The sequence below is a fragment of the uncultured Aquimarina sp. genome (assembly GCF_947495315.1).
GTDB lineage: Bacteria > Bacteroidota > Bacteroidia > Flavobacteriales > Flavobacteriaceae > Aquimarina.
This window is the reverse complement of record NZ_CANLYD010000005.1, coordinates 165,341-182,380: the sequence shown is the minus strand read 5'-3', so window position 1 is coordinate 182,380 and position 17,040 is coordinate 165,341. Positions and strand designations below refer to the sequence as shown.

Genomic DNA, 17,040 nt, shown 5'->3' with positions numbered 1-17,040 from the left:
CTTTTCCAAACAACCTGATTACTTATCACCACTAATATCTTATAATATATTATGAAAAAATACTTACACATAACCCACACAAAAAACACTTGCTTCTTTACATATAAACAACCTCTAAACAGAGATAAATAGTCAGCACAAAAAGTGCAAACACCACATTATAAGGTCATAACAAAATTTCATATTATTTTAACCAATAAGGGCAATAATTTGATTTTAAATTAAACAAAAGTTGTTTTATTAAGATATTATTATGATTTTTGGAATAGGCTAATTCTAATAATTAAAACAATAATGAAATCACAAACAAATCGAATTCTGATGCTTTTTCTAGCATTAGTCACACAAATCTCGTTTGCTCAAGAAAGCACTATAACGGGTAAAGTTACGGACGACACAGGCATACCTCTACCCGGCGTAAATATTATCGTAAAAGGGACTAACAATGGCACCCAAACTGACTTCGATGGAATCTATTCTATCCGAGCATCCCAAGGCAGTGTACTGGTTTACAGTTACCTTGGGTTTGCCGACAAAATGGTTACCGTCGGATCCAACTCATCTATCAATGTACAACTAGAAGCTTCTGCCGCAGAATTGGAAGAGGTAGTAGTAACTGGTGTTGCCTCTGGAACAAGTAAACGCAAATTAGGTGTTTCTGTAAATTCAGTTAAAGCTGAAGATCTGCAGGTTCAAGGTGCACAGTCAGTTGATCAGGCATTACAAGGTAAGATTGCTGGTACTATTATTCAGTCTACAACGGGTCAACCCGGACAACAACAAAATATAATACTCAGATCAATTAATAGTTTGAACTCTTCTCAACCAATGATATTAATTGATGGGATTCAAGTATCTACCTCTCAAACAAGTATCGGTGGTGCCTCTAATCAGAGTTCTCGTTTAGCAGATATTGATTTTACCAATGTAGAAAGAGTAGAAACAATCTCAGGTGCTGCTGCTGGTACCATTTATGGTGCTCAGGGAGCAAATGGTGTTATTAATATTATTACTAAAAAAGGTAAAGCTGGAGCTCCAAAGGTATCCATTAGATCTAACGTTAGTATCGCTTCTGCTATTACAAATGACGATGCAAATAGAGCAACTTTGCATCATTACTCAACCAACTCAGAAGGTTTTTTGATAGACCTAAACGGAACCCCTGTTACCAATCTAAATGGGAACGCTCAATATTTAGCAGTTGACCCAAACGAAAGAGATGTAAATGGAACCATGCTTGGAGCACAAGGTATTAATGACACACCATTCGCCGAACCAACATTTTTAGCATCGGATATTTTATTTACTAAGGCATTTAATACTACGACAGGAATAACAGTATCTGGAGGATCTGAAAATATTACATACTTAGTTGCAGGTAATCGATCAGAGCAGGAAAGTGTTCTCGTTGAAGGAAAATATATAAAATATGATGCGCGATTAAGCCTGGGGTTTGATTTAGGTAAGAAAATAAAAATAAATACCAGATTTGATGTTATTAACAGCACCAACGATACAGGAACTAATACAGACAATGCAAATGCGAGTAACCTGATCAACAATGTATTTCAGAACTTACCTCACGTAAATTTCTTTAACAGAAATTCTGATGGAGACTTAACAGTTTCTCCTGATGCGACTGATCCAAACTCTATTAATCCCTTTTTCTTTAGAGAAACTCAAACAAGACAAGATAACATTACTCGTTATCTCGCTAATTTTGACTTAGTATATAAACCTTTGGAGGTGCTTACGCTAAACATGAAATATGGATATGACACCTACACGCAAAACTTTGCTTTCTTTCAAGAAAACCAAAGCAGCCATTTACAATCAGGTTCGATCCCTACAAATATTACAGGAATTATAAATCAGATAGATACTCAAGAATATTTTCAGAACTTATTGTTATCTGCAAATCTAACCTTAGATTTTGAGGAGGACCTAAAGCTGAATGTACCTATTACATCTACTACGACTTTTAATTTTGATTGGAGAGATCAGGAATTGAGACAAACTCTTGTAACAGGTACCAATCTTCCTGCAGGCCCTTTTGGATCTTTTAATATAAACCAAGCCGTAGTAAAAACCTTTAATGGCTTTCTTGAATCACCATTTAGGACTTACGGATTTTTAATCAACCAAAAATTTGATTACCAATCGTTATTTGGGTTCTCAGGTGGTTTTAGAAGAGATTTCTCCAATAGATTTGGTAATGGTTTAGACTTTACCTTCCCACGTGCTGATGCCTATTTCAATATTGCAGAACTTTTTGATTCTAGTATTGTAAACTCATTTAAATTAAGAGCTGCTTACGGTGAGGCAGGTATACAACCGCTATTTAGCCAAAACATCTTTACGTTTGCCTTAACAACAGTAGGTAGTGAAGCTTTATCCAGCATCCCATCTACAGTTTCTAATCCGGACCTAGAAGTTGAATTATCTCAAGAAACTGAAGTTGGTATTGACTACACCTTTACTCCTAGTGATGGCACTTGGTTTAATAGAGTTGATGGTTCTATTAATTACTTTGACCGTAAAACAGAAGGAGCTATTTTTGATTTAGGAATCCCTTCTAGTACGGGTGGTTCTGCTGTTTTCGACAACTCTTATGACATTAGTAGTGATGGTATTGAAGCATCGATAGATTTTGGTATCTATAATTCTCAAAAAACTAAATGGGACTTTGGCGTACGCTTTACAAAATCCACAGCTACATTGGACAGAATAGAGAATGGACTTCCAGTAGTAGTTAATGACAATTTTGTTTTACAAGAAGGCGAGGAGATTGGTACATTTTCGGTTTTTCCTGTTATTACTAGTCTTGATGCTGTAGACAACAGCGGAAATAGAATTATTCCAGCTGCCGATGTAGATGACTTTACCATTGCAAGCTCAGGATATGTCGTAAATAAGAATACTGGTAATGTAGTTATTGGCCCAGACAAAGAAGTAAGAGGTAGCACGCAACCAGATTTTGTTTTAACTTTCATAAATGACATTTCTTTATTTAATGATGTTGTTGGACTTTCATTCCAAATTGATTGGTTCCAAGGTTTAGACGTATACAATAGAGCAAGACAATGGCTATACAACAATGGATTACATACTGATACTGCTGTACCTGTTTCTATTGAAGATCCTACAGGAGCGGTTCAAACAGGTGCTTTCGTAAGTTATTATACATCTCTTTACAATACCAATGTACCTACTTCAGAATTTGTGGAAGACGGATCATTCATACGTTTCAGAGACATTAGTCTTAGATTTAAAATTAATAAATTGCTTAAGGCAGATATTTTCGACCAGATAAACTTAACTGTTTCAGGAAGAAACCTTATCACCATAACAGACTATAAAGGTCTAGACCCTGAAGCAGCGAGAGGCTTTGGAAACACTTTCCAAAGAGGATTTGATGAATTTACGCACCCAAATGTAAAGAGTTACAATTTCGGATTAAATCTTACATTCTAAAAAATAAAAACTATGAAAAGTTTATTTAACTTAATAGTATTTCTATTAATACTAACCTGTTTAACAGGATGTCAGGATAACATCCTTGACACAGATATTGACCCGGTGGATAACAATCTACCAACTATAGCTTCATTAGGAAATGTTGATGGACTGACTACTTTTTCGAAAGGTATTTATGATTTTATTTCTTCTGAAGATGTTTTCGAGAGCGTAGGACCAGAAAAAGAAAGTCCGATGCTATGGTTTACTTATGGATATCACGAAACTATGGGAGATGTACTTACCATGCCTTGGGGTAATTTTGGTGGAAGATGGATAAATCAAACAGAATCCGTTGTTTTAGACGATGGAACTGTTGTCACCCCACCAGCAGGTGGACCTCAACCTGGTGAAATCGCAATTAGAAATACCCGAGATGCCGGTAGCGACAATGCTTTGCAATACGAATGGAGAGATATGTATAGCGTTATAGTGCAAAGTAACACTATCGCAGAAGCGTTACCGGAGCTACCAGCCGACGACGTTACCAAAGATGCTTTTCTTGCTTGGTCCTTATGGTGGAGAGCATATGCTTACAGCAGATTAGGATCGTTATACGAACTTGGTGTAATCAATGATAGTGGATTAATTACAAACCCTACTTCTATCCCAAGCACAGCTTTTGTTACAAATACAGCCATAATTGCAAAGTCAAATTCTTTATTAGATGAATTAGAATCTCTTTTAAATAGTGTTACAGACGATAGTGGTTTTGACAGTACTTTTACATCCTTCTTCCTTAGTCATATTGGAAGTTTAGGTAAAGCAGGTTTATTGGAAAACATAAACACCTTAAGAGTTCGAAATCTAGTATACAACACAAAGGTTGTTGATATGAGTGCTTCTGATTGGAATGAAGTGATTACTCTAGCAAGCAATGGTGTTTCCTTAAATGATAATGCTTTTGTAATGAGGTCAGAATCCTCGTTTATCGCAAATGGCTGGTTACCATCTGCAGTATTAGGTTTTTGGTACTTTCCTAGTGATCGTTTAATACAGGATATAAATCCAGGAGATGCAAGGTTTGACGAGTACTTTATTCAAGATCCGGATGATGGATTTCCTTTCCCTAACCAAAGAGGTAGAGGAATACAATATGGAGCCTCTTATTTCTGGCAGGTAGAATCACCAATCCAATCAAATGTTGCTGAAGAAATAGCAATGTATTATGCCGGTAGTTTTGAAGAAAATCAATTATTTTTAGCAGAAGCCAAAGTTAGAACCAATGATATCGAAGGCGGTCTTGTTCATTTGGATGCTGTAAGAACCCTTCAAGAATCAGAACTAGCAGCTACGGTTGGAACAGGCTTGACTCAAGATCAAGCCTTAGAGGAAATTAGAAAAGAACGTCGTTTAGCACTAATTTTTAGAGCTGTTTCCTTTTATGACGCTCGTCGTTACGGCATAGCATCCGGTTCTAGAACAGGAGCACGTGTACTAGATCAAAATGCTGTACTAAACACAAATGCTACAATTAATTATGGATATCTGGAATATTGGCCAGTGCCAGCATTCGAATCAGATTTTAATAATATTCCATCATCTTTGGAATAATAAAATAAGTTAAACTTTTTTACACAATAAAAGAGGTTGTTTATAAACAGCCTCTTTTTTACTTTTAAGTAATGAAAAATATCATTAAAATCCTGATATTACCTCTTTTCTTAGCTTCGTGCAATGAAAAAGAAACTTTACAGGCTCCCTTTTTATTTTCAAAATTGGATCACGAATCTACAGGAATAAATTTTCAGAACAACATTTTAGAAGATAGTAAGTATAATATTGTAAACTACCTATACTATTATAATGGAGGCGGAGTGTCTGTTGGAGACATTAATAATGATGGTTTACCAGATATTTATCTCATTTCTAACAGAGGCAAAAACAAACTTTATCTAAATCAAGGGAATTTAAAATTTAAAGATATTACTGAAAAATCAGGAACCGGTGGAAACTCTGATTGGAATACAGGCTCTACAATGGTTGACATTAATGGAGATGGTTTGCTTGACATCTATGTCTGTGCTGTAACTAAAATTTTAGGGTTCAAAGGCAACAATGAACTATTCATTAACAATGGAGACGGAACCTTCAAAGAAGAATCAAAAAAGTACGGATTAAATCTTAAAGGATATGCCACACAAGCATATTTTTTTGATTATGACAAAGATGATGACTTAGATGTTTACATAGTTAATCATGCATTACACACTAAAAACTCTCATGGGCCTTCGCACATTAGAAGAAAAAGAGTTGATTTTATAGGAGATAGATTATTAAGAAATGACGGTTCAACGTTTAATGATGTAAGTCTTGATGCAAAGATTTATGGAGGAGCAAATGGATATGGACTAAGCGCAGCAATTGCGGATTTTAACAATGACGGATGGGATGACATTTATGTCTGTAATGATTTTCATGAAGATGATTATTATTACATAAACAATAGAGACGGAACTTTTAGCAATGAATTATCCAAAAATTTCGCCTATACGAGCAGATTTTCTATGGGTAGTGATGTTGCGGATATAAATAATGATGGATATCAGGACTTAATTACTTTAGATATGCTTCCAAATAATGAAAAAGTATTAAAAGAATCAGACGGAGATATTTCATACAACACTCAAGACTTTCTTATTAAGCAGGGATACCAAAAACAATATGCCAGAAACATGCTTCAATTAAATAATAATGGAATGTATTTCACCGAGACCGCATTATATAATAATATAGCTGCGACCGATTGGAGCTGGTCCCCACTTTTTGCCGACTTTAATAATGATGGGCATCAAGATTTATTCATAACCAATGGGGTTTCTAAAAGACCAAATAACCTAGACTTTATGAGGTATCTTTCTAATTCATTTAAGACTAAGTCTAAAAACAATGACGACTGGCTCATTAAATCATTAGATGCAATGCCTACAGGAAAAGCCTCTAACCAAATATTTGAAGGAAATTCCAAAACCTTTACTAATAGAACAGGAAAATGGATTAACAGCACTTCTACGCTATCTAATGGAGCTACATACGCCGACTTAGATTTAGATGGAGATCTAGATTTTATCACCAACAACCTTAACGATTATGCTAGTATCTATGAAAATAATTCTAATTCCACAAACAACAATTCTAACTTATCTATAAAACTCAATTATACAAAACATAACAAATTAGGTATAGGCTCAAAAGTATACTTGTACTCCAAAAAAAATACTCAATATAAGCAACTCTTTTCTTCAAGAGGATTCATTTCTTCTGTAGAGCCCAAACTTCATTTTGGTTTAGCTCACAACGATAGACTCGACTCCATTGTTGTTATTTGGCCTAACCAAACAAAACAAAAACTTCATCCTGAAGCTTCTTCAAGTAATATTACCATTAATTATAGTAACAAGACTAAACCTATATCGGTTATAACAAAAAATACGCCTCCACTATTTATAAAAGAAAATCTTATTCAATACGAACATCTAGAAGATTCATATAATGATTTTAATATTAATAAATTAATTCCTTATAAAGTTTCAACTCAAGGTCCTGCTATTGCTATAAGTGATATCAATAACGACGGAATGGATGATATTTTTATCGGAGGCTCTTCCTATAAAAAATCCAAACTGTTCATAGGCTCTTCTAATGGTTACAAGGAAATATCTGCACCCGAAATAGAAAAAGACTCTATAAGTGAAGATGTAGATGCTATTTTTATTGATATTGACAATGATAATGACAAGGATCTGTTGGTAGCATCTGGCATTATTTTGAAAAAAGATTCTTTATACCAAAACGATAGAATATACATAAACAATGGGAATGGAATTTTTAAAAAAGGTAAAAACATTCCTAAAAACCAATTAAACACTTCTACTCTAAAACCCTATGACTATGATCAAGACGGAGACATTGATGTTTTCGTAGGAAATAAGTCAAATCCCGAAAGTTTTGGAGAAAAACCATCTGCTTATATCCTCAAAAATAAAGGGAATGGAATGTTTGAAAAAGACTCAAGTTTTGTTCTAAAAAGTATGATTACCGATGCCACTTGGGCTGACCTTAATAATGATGGGATAAAAGATTTATTAATTGCTTCGGAATGGGATCAGCCAAGAGTATATTTAAATCAATTAGGAAAACTAAAAGAAATAGAAGGGCTAAGTACTTTAAAAGGATTATGGCAATCAATAACGACTTTTGATATTGATAAAGACGGAGACCAAGATATTATGCTCGGTAACTGGGGATTGAACACAAAATTTAAGGCAACACCAAAAGCCCCAATAAGAATGTATTATGCTGATTTTGATCAAAACGGTAAAAAAGAAACGATTCTAGCTTACGCAATAAATCAACAATATTATCCAGTAAATTCTAAAGACGAATTAGCATCCCAATTACCAATTATTAATAAATTGTATAAAGACTACAAGAGTTACGCAAAAGAAACAATCGAAAATATCATAAAAAAACTGAATACATCTTCATCAATAACCGTTTATAATGTTAATACACTTTCGAGTGGCTATATTATTAATGATGGCAATAATTTCAGTAAATTTAGAGAATTTCCTTCTTCACTTCAGTTATCACCGATAAATTGTTTTATAAAACACGATTTCAAAAAAACAGGATCTGCACAACTATTAACCGCAGGTAATTTTAATGGTCTTAATACGTATCACGGTGTTTTTAACGCTAATACCAATTTTTTAATCCATCAAAACGAGCATATTTCGAACATAAAGTACCAATTATTAACTGAAATTGGCATAAATTCATTCAAAAAACAGATTGAAAAATTAAGATTAATTAAATATAAAGAAAAGGAATATCTAATATCCGTTTCTAATAACGATAGCTTATTTACATATAAATTAGAATAACACAATAATATCTTTATAAAACATAATCATTTTAAAACTAAGGTTTTCCAAAAGAATTATACTACAAAAAAAATAATTTATAATTTGTTAAAACTTATTATAAAGTTTATTCTACAAATAAACAAAATTAGCAAAACCCTTCTACTACAACGTTATAGAAGGGTTTCATATTTTAACACACCACTTTAACAATATTTTAAATTTTAGGATCAAAAAGTTGTTTTATAAAGATATTATTGTGATTTTTGGCATTGGCTAATTCAAATAAATTATAAAATGAGAACAAAGTTTAGAGGAATTCTAACGCTATTGCTGGCGTTTGTAGTGCAACTAACGTTTGCACAAGAAAAAACGATCTCAGGTAATGTGACCGACAATAGTGGTCTACCATTACCAGGGGTAAATATCGTTGTAAAAGGTACTAGTAAGGGTACGCAATCTGATTTTGATGGTAATTATACTATTGAAGTAAACAGAGGAGCTGTTCTTTCATTTAGTTATCTAGGTTTTACAACAAAAGAAGTTGTAGTTGGAGATGGAGACACCATCAACGTTCAACTTGCTGAAGATGCTGCTACCTTAGAAGAAGTAGTAGTTACTGCACAAGGTATCCGAAGAGAGAAAAAATCTTTAGGATATGCCGTTACTGTAGTACAAAGCGATGAAATTGAACAAAAACCTGAAGTTGATATTAATAGGGCATTAAATGGTAAAATACCTGGTGTTCAAATTACAGGAGCGGGTGGTGCTACAGGTAGTGCAACGAACGTATTCATTAGAACCAGTGTTTCTATTACTGGTAATAACCAACCACTTTATATAGTAGATGGGGTTCCTTTCGAATCCAGTCCTAATACAACTGGTGGTTTTACATCAGGTACTACAAGTACTAGTAATCGTACTCTCGACCTTAACCCAGATAACATTGAAAACATTAGTGTTCTTAAAGGTTTAAGTGCAGCCAATTTATATGGATCTCGTGGTAGAAATGGAGTTATCTTGATTACTACAAAAGCAGGTTCTACTCAGAAAAGTAACAAGAAATTTGAAGTAAATTTTTCTAATACAACTTACGTAACTCAAATATCTAATTTACCTGAGTTTCAAAACACATACGGACAAGGAGCTGACCAAGCTTTTAATCCAGGTTTTGTAGGTAACTGGGGTGCTGCGTTTTCTGATATAGACACTGTTATTCATCCATATGCAAACGGAAGAAATCCAGGTTTTGAAGAATTATTTCCTCAGTTTTTTGGAATAGAAATTCCTTATCAAGCTGCAGAGAATAATGTTAAAGATTTTTTTAGATCTGGTCTTGGTCGATCTACATCTGTTGGTGTATCAAGCGCAACTGATAAAGGAAACTTTAGTATAAACTACAACAATACTGATGAAGATGGATATATCCAAAGTAATAATTTAAGAAAAAATAGCTTCAGTGTTGGTGGTAATCTAAAGTTGTCAAACAATTTTAATGTAGGTGGTACTCTAAATTATGTTAATACAACACTTAGAACTCCTCCTATTAGTGCTAGTAATGGTATTGGAGCGCTTACTATTTTCCAAAGACTATTATTTATTCCAAGAAATATAGACCTAACAAATTTACCGTATCAAAATCCAATTGATGGTTCTAGTGTTTATTATAGACCTGATATTGAAAACCCATACTGGTTACTTGATAATGCAGGTACTTCATCTGACACTAGAAGAACATTTGGTTCTTTCAATGCTGGATACACTTTTAACGATCATATTAGTCTGCAATATACATTTGGTCTTGATACATATACTGACTTACAACGTTTTTCTGTAAATAAAGGAGCAGTTGCTCGAGCAGAATACCAAGTAGGTTATTTAAGAACAACAACGTCAACAAACGAGATTTTAAATCATAGAGCAATCTTAAACTTTGATGGTTATCGTGCTGGTAACTTTAGATTTGGTGCACTTGTAGGATTTGAAAGTAGAAGGGATGAATTCGGAAGAGACGGAATCGCGAGTACTAATCAAGTTGTATTCGGAAGACAAAATCATGATAACTATATCAATCATAACAGTGTTGATCCAGTATCGGGTGTAGATTTACAGTTTAACGACGAGAGAAATGTAGTTGGTTTCTTTGGAGAAGTTAAAGTAGATTATAACGATTTCTTATATGCAACAGTATCAGGAAGAAATGACTGGGTGTCTAACGTTCAACCGGCAAACAGATCAATTTTCTATCCAAGCGCATCTTTATCTTTTATTCCTACTTCAGCATTCGAGGGATTAAGAAGTGATGTTCTTAATTTTCTAAAATTACGTGGAGGTTATGCAACATCTGCTGGTTTCCCAACATTATTTAGAACGGCTCAACAGTTAAATTCTACAGCTAATGCATTTGGTGGAGCTACTAATCCTACCACAACAAACACATTATCTGCAGCTCTAGCTAATCCAGACTTAAAGCCAGAACTACATAGAGAAATAGAATTAGGTATTGAAGCAAATTTCTTTAACAGCAGAATTACATTAGACGCTAGTGTATATTCTAGAGTTTCGAAAGATCAAATTTTACAACAAAATTTATCTCCATCCACAGGGTTTTCATCAAGATTTTTTAATGCTGGTCAAATTGATGGAGAAGGTATAGAAATCGCCCTAGGTTTAACACCTATAAAAACTGATTCTTTTTCTTGGAATATACAAAACAACTTTACTGCTTTTGAAACAGAAGTTGTAGAGCTTCCTGAAGAAAGAATTTTAACTGCAGGATTTGGAGGATTAGGTAACTACGCTATAGAAGGAAGACCTCTAGGAGTTATATTAGGTACATACTATATAAGAGACGATAATGGAAATATCTTAGTAGATGCAGCTAATTCTACAACAGAAGGAAGATATTTAACTAGTAATGATGTTCCTGTTGATGACATTTTACAAGAAATTGGAGATCCTAACCCAGACTGGAGAATGACCACTATTAACACTTTTAGTTATAAAGGACTTTCATTATCTGCGCAGCTAGAATATACTCATGGTGGTGATATTCTTTCGAATACTGCTCAAAACTTATTATTAAGAGGAGTTACAAGAGATACTGAGGACAGAGAATCTACAACAATACTACCAGGTGTTGTAGGTGATCCTACAACAGGACTTCCTGTGCTAGACAGTAATGGACAACCAATACAAAACTCAGTGCAAATAGGAGCTAACGATATATACTTCCAAAATGTATTTAGAGCTGATGAAGGTAGAGTATATGATGGTTCAACATTAAGATTAAGAGATGTAACCTTAGCATATAAATTATCAGAAGAAATGTTAGCAAAAACTCCTTTCGGAAGTATTTCATTCGCAATATCTGGTCAAAATATATGGTATAAAGCTTACAACTTCCCAGAGTATCTTAATTTTGATCCAGAAGTATTAAGTACAGGTGTTGGTAATGGACAAGGATTAGACTTTCAAACCGCTCCTACATCTAAGAGATATTCTTTTAGCATAAAAGCTACTTTTTAATAACAAATTAAATTGAAAATGAAAAAAATTAAAAACAATATAAGTAGATACTTTGTAGGTATTGCCACATCTCTTACAATTCTATTAGGATCGTGTGACACAACAGAGTTAGACCTTACAGTTTCGCCAAACACTCTTTCTCCGGAAAGTGCAGATCCTAATTTTATCTTAAATCAAATGCAAATTGATTTAAATAAAATCTTTGAAGGAGTTAGAGATGAAGCTACAAGCGTAATGAGATTGGATAATATGTTTGACACGTACCAGTCTAACATAGAAAACACAACATTCAATTCCTTCGCACCTCCATCTGATGATAATGTTTGGCAAAGAGGTTATCGTATAAATGGGAATAGACTTTTGTTGGAATCTTTAGCAGAGGCTGATCCGGATCTAGTTCAAATAAAATCAATAGCAGGATTAATAACTGCCTATACCTTCGCGACTTTTGTTGATATTTTTGGAGATGTACCATTTAGTGAAGCGAACGATCCAGCAATTCTTAACCCTTCTTCCGATGATCAAGTTGCCATTTATGATGAGATGTTCTTATTAATAGATGCTAGTATTAGCGGATTAGTTGGACAAACCAGTAGAATAACTACTGATTTATATTATGGTGGAGATTTGACGAAGTGGATTACATTTGGAAATACATTAAAATTAAAAATGTATAATCAAATTAGTAATATAGATGCTACTAGAGCTAGAACAGGGATTAACTCTTTAATTGCCGGTGGGGACTTAATGGAAACTGTTGCTGATGATTTCCAATTCTCATACACTACTGATACAGCCCCTGCAGAAAGTAGACATACTTATTTTACAGAAAATTATCTTGCTGGAGGAGGTTCTATCTATATGAGTAACTCCTTAATGAGAACACTAAGAGATAGTAATGATCCTAGACTACGATACTATTTTTACAGACAATCTTTGACTGAGCCAACAGGTGATGACTTACCTTGTAACATAGATCCAAATGAATGCTATATCGGAGGGTTTTATTGGGGTAGAGTACATGCTTTCTCACAGGGAATTCCTGCTGATGGTTTAGCTAGAACTATTTATGGTGTTTATCCTGGTGGTGGATCGTTTGATAATGACAATAATACACCTGGTACGTTAAATCCAGGATTGAATGGCGCTGGGATTAATCCTATCCTTTTATCAAGTTATGCGAAATTTATACAAGCAGAAGCTGCTATAACTCTAGGAACTACAGGTGATGCAAGAACTCTTTTAGAAGAAGGGGTAAGAAACCATATTGCTAAAGTTATGGCTTTTGGTGCTGCAGATGCTCAAGCTGCCTTTGCACCAAGTACAGCTGACGTAGATAGTTTTGTTAATAATGTATTGAGTGATTACGATGCTGCGGCAACTGACGAGGATAGACAAACAATTATTTTGGAGCAATATTATATTAGTAACTATGGTAATGGTATAGATGCATATAATTTCTACAGAAGAACTGGACTTCCTGAACTTCAGGATCCAATTGATGCTTCACCATTCCCTAGATCATTTATAATAGCATCAGATGAGGTAAATGTGAATCCTAATATTGATTTTAATCAACTTACGGATCAGGTATTCTGGGATAACAATCCTGCAAACTTTATCGATTAATTTAATTTTCAAAAAACATGAAAAACTTAAATAAAATATTAGTCTTACTGTCATTCGCAATGATTATTTCATGTACCGATGACAGCAAAAATCCTTTACCCGATTTTTCAGCTTCTCAAGGTTCATTTATACGCTTTGTAGATGAAGTAGCTCCTCCCACGCTTAGTTTTGCTGTTCCTGCTGAAGCTAGCTTTTCTTTGCCAATAGAGGATATAAATGGAAACACTGCTAGTTATACTTTAGATATGGTAGCGACTGTAGGTGGACAAATTTCAACTGTAGATAATTTCCTAACAATTGATAGCTTTCCTGCTACATTAACTATTAGTGCTCAAATGATTGCAGATGCTATAGGAGTTCCCTTAAATTCTTTAGGATTTGGTGACAACTTTGCTTTTGTTGCTGAAGCAGTAAGAAACGACGGTGTTTCATTCACTGGACAAGTTCCTGTTTTTGATGCTGATACTGGGATTCTTTCTGGAGGTAACACTTCTACTAATTTATTAGGAGGAGTATACAGAAATGCAATGGCTTTCAATTTTACATTTGCTTGTCCTCAATTTGAATTATCCGAATTGGTTGGTAATTATGATGTAACCAGCAATGCACTTGAGGGTGGACTTGGATTAAGTGATCCAGATAGAACTAGAGAAGTTATTTTAGGCCCAGGCGCAAATCAAATTACTGTAGTCGGTGGCTCAGTAGGGTTTGTAGGAGGTGATGACTTAGTTGTTGATGTAGATACTTCTACTGGTGCATTGTCATTAGGAGCAAGTGGAGTTGCATTTCCTGTAGGTGCAGGTGGTCTTACATTTGATTCAGATTACGGACCTTTTGCTGCATCACCAGCTGGTTTAGCTCTAACCTGTACTGCTGACACTACCTTAACTATGCCCGTTACATTAACTTGTTGTGGAGGAGTATGGACTCTCGTTTTAACTAAACAATAATATATCATGAAAAACTATAAATATATCTTTTCACTATCTATAATTCTAGCAGGATTTGCATCTTGTGATGATGAAGATAATGAACTAAATAACGTCGTATTACCAAGCGCGCCATCAGTAAATGTTACTGCTACTATTAATACTACTAATGCATTTGCTGCTATAGGAAGTGATTTAAATTTTGACATCACTGTTCCTCAGGGTTTTTCTGATGACGCTATAATTCAAGTTGACTCGAAATCTCCAGCTATTATTACATCTACTCAAGTTAGATTAGAAGATGGTGCAACAACAGGTTCAGGTACAATCACCGCGCTAGATGTAGACGCAGGAATTGGATATGAACCTCAAAGTGTTCAGCTTGCTGCTTCTGGAGTAAGATTAGTAACCATAGAAGGTGAAGGTGATGATGAAACGATTACTCCTGTAGCTAACGACAATACAGCTTTAAGCTCTGAGCCAATTACAATAGACATTTATGATAGAATAGAGGAATCAAATCCTGCTGGAATGCTTGTATTGATTGACTGGCTTAACCCAAATGTTAATGACTTTGATGCAGAAATTATCGATGAAGGTTTTACCGGTTCTTTTGGTAGTTCTGGTACAGGATCAAGGTATGAAGTAATGGGCTTTGGTAATGGTAATCCTGATGGAAATTATGATATTTATCTTACTGTTTTCAGTTCAGATATTACTAACCCGGCTACAACGGAAGATGTACCTACAAGAATATTTTTTACAGGACCGGATGGTGTTACTACTATTGTAGAGGTTGTTGTTCCTGCTGGAACTGTTTCTAATGGAAGATTTCCTGTTGCCCGATACACCAAAACAACAGTTGGTGGTGTAGCTGAATACTCTAATTTTATAGCATTATAATAAATCGCTAATAAAATATTATTTATCGACAAACCTGTAATTTTTTACAGGTTTGTTGCTTTTTAGCACATTAACAAATCAAAAAAAACAGCATACAAATACAATTACATTGTGCGCTACCTATTAAGATGAAAAACGAATCACAAATCTTTGGAATAAGAGCAGTCATCGAAGCAATTAACTCAGGTAAAACTATTGACAAACTTTTTATTCAGAAAGGTTTACAAGGTGAACTAGCCAAAGAATTGATGAGTCTGCTTAAAAAAGAAAATCTTAATTTTTCTTCTGTACCTATCGAAAAGCTTAATAGACTAACTCGCAAAAATCATCAAGGTGTTGTCGCGCATATAGCTCCAATCGAATTTCAGGATTTAGAAAACTTAGTACTACAGGTTATCGAATCCGGTAAGACTCCCCTATTTTTAATTCTTGATCAATTATCAGATGTTCGTAATTTTGGTGCAATCATTAGAACGGCTGAATGTACTGGTGTACACGGAATAATTATTCAGAAGAAAGGAGGAGCTCCAGTAAGTGCTGATACTGTAAAAACCTCAGCAGGTGCCATATTCAAAATTCCAATTTGCAAAGTAGATCATATTAAAGATGCTATGTTTTATTTACAAGCTTCAGGAATCCAGATCGTGGCAGCAACGGAAAAAGCAACTTCCCCTATTTATGATATTGATTTAACTACTCCTACCGCAATAGTAATGGGTAGTGAAGGAAAAGGTATATCTAACTCCGTAATAAAGATTGCTGATCACATGGCTAAATTACCAATGTATGGAGAAATAGCATCTCTAAACGTTTCTGTTGCCTGTGGTGTGTTCTTATATGAATCTATAAGACAAAGAATGTAGGAACTAATAAATATTAATAATTTTCTTTAGAAGAATCATCTTTAGATTTATACTCATATACTATTTCGATATCACCTTCTTCTTCGGGAAGTTTTTCTATAAAATTACCGTTTTCATCGAAATGCTTTAGAAACTCGTCATCATCAGGATTATAATCTGAAGATTCCCAATAATATGTTTTTGGTTTAGCGATTCCTTTTTTTATCAAGAAAGCTAATAATACGCCAACTATTAAACCCGATAAATGCCCTTCCCAAGAGATCTTTGGATCTACAGGTAACGTATACCAAATCATGCTCCCGTAAATAAAGACCACCACAAACGACAATGCAATTAATCTAAAATGCTTTGCTATTATTCCTTTAAAAAACAAAAAACCGAAAAGCATATAAATAATACCACTAGCCCCAATATGATTGGCCGGTCGCCCTAATAACCAAGTCATACCACCAGTAAACAGCACTCCTAAAAATAATACCTTCCAAGAATTTTTCGGATAGAAGAAAAAAAGTGCCATCGACAAAATTAATAACGGTAATGTGTTATGCCATAGATGTGCTAAATCTCCATGAATAAAAGGAGAAAAAAACACCCCTCTTAACCCAGTTAAGGTTCTGGGGTATATTCCGAAATGATTAAAATCAAAGCCAAAGCGAATCTCAAACCAAAAAGTAATCCAGATAGCCAATACAAATAATATTGGATATCCAATAACTCCCGTACTAAATTTAAAATGATTACTTCTTTCCATAAGCATTTGATATAAATCAAAAAACCATCCAAAAACCAAACACCGCTAATTTGTCA

The 17,040-nt window shown here is 34.3% G+C and carries 9 protein-coding genes; 8 read left to right on the top strand and 1 reads right to left on the bottom strand.

What is annotated here, in order from left to right:
- The first annotated feature begins 294 nt into the window (after positions 1 to 294).
- From Q0910_RS10885 to rlmB, 8 genes are all read left to right on the top strand, one after another.
- Positions 295 to 3,474, top strand: a complete 3,180-nt coding sequence (locus tag Q0910_RS10885; protein WP_299215928.1) for a SusC/RagA family TonB-linked outer membrane protein — start codon at positions 295 to 297, stop codon at positions 3,472 to 3,474.
- 12 nt (positions 3,475 to 3,486) lie between these two features.
- On the top strand, positions 3,487 to 5,070 hold the full coding sequence (locus Q0910_RS10880; RefSeq protein ID WP_299215925.1) for a RagB/SusD family nutrient uptake outer membrane protein: 1,584 nt from the start codon (positions 3,487 to 3,489) through the stop codon (positions 5,068 to 5,070).
- Between the two features lie 71 nt (positions 5,071 to 5,141).
- Positions 5,142 to 8,402, top strand: coding sequence for an FG-GAP-like repeat-containing protein (locus Q0910_RS10875; RefSeq protein WP_299215922.1), 3,261 nt, complete (start codon positions 5,142 to 5,144; stop codon positions 8,400 to 8,402).
- Positions 8,403 to 8,678: 276 nt separating this feature from the next.
- Entirely contained in the window at positions 8,679 to 11,909 is a 3,231-nt protein-coding gene (locus Q0910_RS10870; protein WP_299215919.1) for a SusC/RagA family TonB-linked outer membrane protein, read from the top strand.
- Positions 11,910 to 11,927: 18 nt separating this feature from the next.
- Complete coding sequence (locus Q0910_RS10865) at positions 11,928 to 13,538, top strand: SusD/RagB family nutrient-binding outer membrane lipoprotein (RefSeq protein WP_299215917.1); 1,611 nt, start codon at positions 11,928 to 11,930, stop codon at positions 13,536 to 13,538.
- A 17-nt stretch (positions 13,539 to 13,555) separates the two neighbouring features.
- Positions 13,556 to 14,488, top strand: coding sequence for a hypothetical protein (locus Q0910_RS10860; RefSeq protein ID WP_299215914.1), 933 nt, complete (start codon positions 13,556 to 13,558; stop codon positions 14,486 to 14,488).
- 6 nt (positions 14,489 to 14,494) lie between these two features.
- On the top strand, positions 14,495 to 15,370 hold the full coding sequence (locus Q0910_RS10855) for a hypothetical protein (RefSeq protein ID WP_299215911.1): 876 nt from the start codon (positions 14,495 to 14,497) through the stop codon (positions 15,368 to 15,370).
- Positions 15,371 to 15,498: 128 nt separating this feature from the next.
- The gene (gene rlmB, locus Q0910_RS10850) at positions 15,499 to 16,233 is read left to right on the top strand and encodes a 23S rRNA (guanosine(2251)-2'-O)-methyltransferase RlmB (protein WP_299215907.1); all 735 of its coding nucleotides are present in this window, start codon (positions 15,499 to 15,501) and stop codon (positions 16,231 to 16,233) included.
- 13 nt (positions 16,234 to 16,246) lie between these two features.
- Here rlmB and Q0910_RS10845 read toward each other — a convergent pair whose 3' ends face one another.
- Entirely contained in the window at positions 16,247 to 16,984 is a 738-nt protein-coding gene (locus Q0910_RS10845; protein ID WP_299215904.1) for a rhomboid family intramembrane serine protease, read from the bottom strand.
- Between the last annotated feature and the right edge of the window lie 56 nt (positions 16,985 to 17,040).

What these genes read in the sequence shown, in the direction of transcription:
- Q0910_RS10860 (WP_299215914.1), top strand. Translation starts at nt 13,556, where the DNA reads ATGAAAAACTTAAATAAAATATTAGTCTTACTGTCATTCGCAATGATT.
- Q0910_RS10845 (WP_299215904.1), bottom strand. Translation starts at nt 16,984, where the DNA reads ATGGAAAGAAGTAATCATTTTAAATTTAGTACGGGAGTTATTGGATAT.
- Q0910_RS10865 (WP_299215917.1), top strand. Translation starts at nt 11,928, where the DNA reads ATGAAAAAAATTAAAAACAATATAAGTAGATACTTTGTAGGTATTGCC.
- rlmB (WP_299215907.1), top strand. Translation starts at nt 15,499, where the DNA reads ATGAAAAACGAATCACAAATCTTTGGAATAAGAGCAGTCATCGAAGCA.
- Q0910_RS10885 (WP_299215928.1), top strand. Translation starts at nt 295, where the DNA reads ATGAAATCACAAACAAATCGAATTCTGATGCTTTTTCTAGCATTAGTC.
- Q0910_RS10880 (WP_299215925.1), top strand. Translation starts at nt 3,487, where the DNA reads ATGAAAAGTTTATTTAACTTAATAGTATTTCTATTAATACTAACCTGT.
- Q0910_RS10855 (WP_299215911.1), top strand. Translation starts at nt 14,495, where the DNA reads ATGAAAAACTATAAATATATCTTTTCACTATCTATAATTCTAGCAGGA.
- Q0910_RS10870 (WP_299215919.1), top strand. Translation starts at nt 8,679, where the DNA reads ATGAGAACAAAGTTTAGAGGAATTCTAACGCTATTGCTGGCGTTTGTA.
- Q0910_RS10875 (WP_299215922.1), top strand. Translation starts at nt 5,142, where the DNA reads ATGAAAAATATCATTAAAATCCTGATATTACCTCTTTTCTTAGCTTCG.